This is a genomic window from Parabacteroides sp. AM17-47 (assembly GCF_003434625.1).
Classification (GTDB): Bacteria; Bacteroidota; Bacteroidia; order Bacteroidales; family Tannerellaceae; genus Parabacteroides; species Parabacteroides distasonis.
Map to the genome: position 1 here is coordinate 1 of NZ_QTLI01000053.1, position 2,939 is coordinate 2,939.

Consider the following 2,939-nt stretch of genomic DNA (forward strand, 5'->3'; position numbering starts at 1 on the left):
GTAAGTATTCGATAAACTCCCTCGTATATTGGGTAACGTATGTTCATAATGTCGTTTATTCATTTTATCGTTCTATGATTTATTGTTACATCAATTCAACCCAAAGATGTGCGGGTTCTATAGTAATTGATATTATCCCTACTAATGGAGCGGATAAAAGGAAGTTTTTCCCCTTTGCCCCTTATTTTCCTGTGACAAATGTGATAAAGCGATATTTTTATCCCTACTTTCCCGCCATAATTGGTATAAAAGGGTATTCTTTCCCTTATTTTCCCTATTTATCGGGGATAATGAAGATAAAAACGGCACTTTATTCCCTATTTTCCCGTCTTGATTGGCATAAAACGGTAGTTTTCCCGTGTTTAGGCGAGATTTACGAAGGTATCAGGAGTCTTTCTTGGGAGATTCCGGTGACGTAACGGATAATATCTTGCCCTTGGATAACAGATTGTCAGGTAACAATTCGGCCAGATCCATCGAGTAGTCATCGTCATAATCATGTATATGTTCAAGGAAGTAGATCAGCCACGTGCGGAAGTCAGCCCCGGCAGCCTTGCAGCAGCCGAAGAACGAGTAGAGCACCGCCGCATCTTCAGCGGCATCATTATTGCCACAGAACAGGTAATTACGTCTGCCGCACGCGACAGGCCGCACTTTATTTTCTATCTCGTTATTATCCGGTCTGTAACGACCGTCCAAATGGTACCTGGAGAGTTTGTCGAACCTTCCGTATGTATATTTTATGGCTTTTCCGATCGGACTGTCTTTCATTACTTTGGGATATTCATTGACCAGCCATTTCTCGAAGCGCACAAGTATGGGATATGCAAGACGTGCCCTAAGTTCAGCCCTCTGTTCGTAAGTCAGGCGTTCATCGTCAGCCTTACGCTCCACGTCATAAAGCAACTGTATCTGTGCGAGCGCATAGTCGGCACGCTGCATGTCATTCTTTCTTGCCTCCCAAAAATGTCTGCGTGCATGGGCCCAACAGCCAAGAAGGATAATACCTTTCTTGGCGTCCAGCATCTCGTACCTTTCGTATCCGTCCGTCTGTATGGCTCCCCGGAACTTGCCGAAGAGTTTCAGCACCACCTTTCCACTTCGGGAACCCTTGTCATAGTAAAAGAACTGACGTCCGGTCATGACACTGCGCACAAGCCAGATATAACCTTTGACCGTCTTGTGTCTCTCGTCATTCATCACGGGGATTGTCGTTTCATCCGACTGTATGTAGTCAGTCTGCATCACCAGCTCCCATAATCGGAAGTAAAGGGGCCTTAGCAAATCCGCCACATCCTTGAACCAGTCGTTGACCGTTGACGCGGGGAGATGTACCCCCACACGTTTGAACTGTTCCAGTTGCCTGTGGAACGGTATGTGATCCACATATTTCCCTATCATCATGTCTGCCAGCAATGAGGCAGAGGCATAGCTCTTTGCTATTGGCATGACGGGAAGCGGGCCGGTCTTGAACTCGTTTGTACCCTTCCGTTTGGCTGTATGGCGCACTATCCTGCGGATATAGAACTTCTCGGGCTCGTGCATAAGGATCTCGGTCACTTCCTCTCCGGGAAGGAGCGTCCACTCTTCCGGATTATACCCTTCGGGATATATATGGACCACCTCACGCTCAAGATTCTCCGGAAGGGATTTTCTCGCAGGATGCTGCTTCCCCGCTTTTTTACGGGCGATGATCGCTTCTCTGGTAGCCTTCAACTCCTTTTCTGCTTCTTCTGCGGCTTCAGCCTCCTGGGGAAGCATGTCAAAGCCTTCAAAATCCAGCCAGCGGTCCTGGGCGTCAGGCTTTATGAACTTTTCCGCCTTCTTACCGTACAACTGCCGTTCAAGATAGGATACACGTTGCTCCAGACTGTTGATTTTTGCTTCCTTTTGGGCGATTATGGCATCCTTGTCAGACAATAAAGCCTCATACACCTCTTTGTCCGCAGCTTTAAGGGGCTGCGTGGACACCATCTCCTTCAACCGGCTGTTTTCTCTATACAGACAGTCGCATTTGTGCATGAGATCCTTTATCAGTAATTCCTTATCGGTTGGCATAATCGTTTAAATATGATGCTAAGATACTAAAAAACAGCCGGAATACGGCATTGTATATGTTATAATTTGTTACAACTACAACCCATGGAAACCACTCCTTTTATAACGCCTGACCTTGCTGCCGTCCATTCCTTGAACCATCATCACAAGGTCATTCCAGAAGGTTTCAATCGCTTTAATCCGACCTTCCTCCGTATTTATGACCGGCAGATGGAAGTGCCCATGTTCCAGCCTCATATGGTATATCACCAGACCACCATATTCCATATGGAGGATTTTCATACAGGTACAATTCGCATTGATAAAAATGAAAGCGTCACCGTCCCGTACATTCTTTCCCATCTGGTTGGTCACGATGCCGCTAAGCGTATAAAAACTCTTACGCATGTCTGTCGGATACGGGTAAAGATAATATCTGTTGGATTCATTCAAAGAAAACATAGGCTAACGGTTTGAATTCAAAAATATCAGGGTTTGCAATACCTCCGGTGACAAAGGGCTGTTCAAGCGGACTGTGACGCCATTGGGATAGGAGATCTCACATAGCGGCTGGGGAATTGGCGACGGGCTGACCGGAGGGGCAGACAGCAGGGATTTCTCCTTATGGGGAAGACTGACCTGGCCCTTACTGTTTACCTTTACCGGGATAAAGCCGCCTTTGCGCAACAGCTTGGAACGCCACTCGTAGAAACGTTTGGGACGAATACATTCATTCGAACAAAAATCCATAACTGACAGTCCGCTCGACTTGAAACGGGAATAAATAGATTCAAAATCTTCCATGGTCCATTGATGTGACATAACAATTGAGCTTTTTTACTTTGATTACAAAAGTAATATCACATTTTTAGAATGAAAGGGGGAGTTTATCGAATGCTTAC

Annotated in this window: 3 protein-coding genes; all 3 read right to left on the minus strand. The window is 46.0% G+C overall.

The genetic code is table 11. The annotated features are described in order from the left end of the window. Positions 1-384 precede the first annotated feature (384 nt). On the minus strand, positions 385-2,058 hold the full coding sequence (locus DW205_RS21855; protein WP_004312011.1) for an IS66-like element ISBf10 family transposase: 1,674 nt from the start codon (positions 2,056-2,058) through the stop codon (positions 385-387). Between the two features lie 75 nt (positions 2,059-2,133). After that, complete coding sequence (gene tnpB / locus DW205_RS21860) at positions 2,134-2,499, minus strand: IS66 family insertion sequence element accessory protein TnpB (RefSeq protein WP_004312010.1); 366 nt, start codon at positions 2,497-2,499, stop codon at positions 2,134-2,136. 3 nt (positions 2,500-2,502) lie between these two features. Beyond that, positions 2,503-2,859, minus strand: a complete 357-nt coding sequence (locus DW205_RS21865) for a hypothetical protein (RefSeq protein WP_004319780.1) — start codon at positions 2,857-2,859, stop codon at positions 2,503-2,505. Positions 2,860-2,939: the final 80 nt, after the last annotated feature.

What these genes read in the sequence shown, in the direction of transcription:
- DW205_RS21855 (WP_004312011.1), bottom strand. Translation starts at nt 2,058, where the DNA reads ATGCCAACCGATAAGGAATTACTGATAAAGGATCTCATGCACAAATGC.
- tnpB (WP_004312010.1), bottom strand. Translation starts at nt 2,499, where the DNA reads ATGTTTTCTTTGAATGAATCCAACAGATATTATCTTTACCCGTATCCG.
- DW205_RS21865 (WP_004319780.1), bottom strand. Translation starts at nt 2,859, where the DNA reads ATGTCACATCAATGGACCATGGAAGATTTTGAATCTATTTATTCCCGT.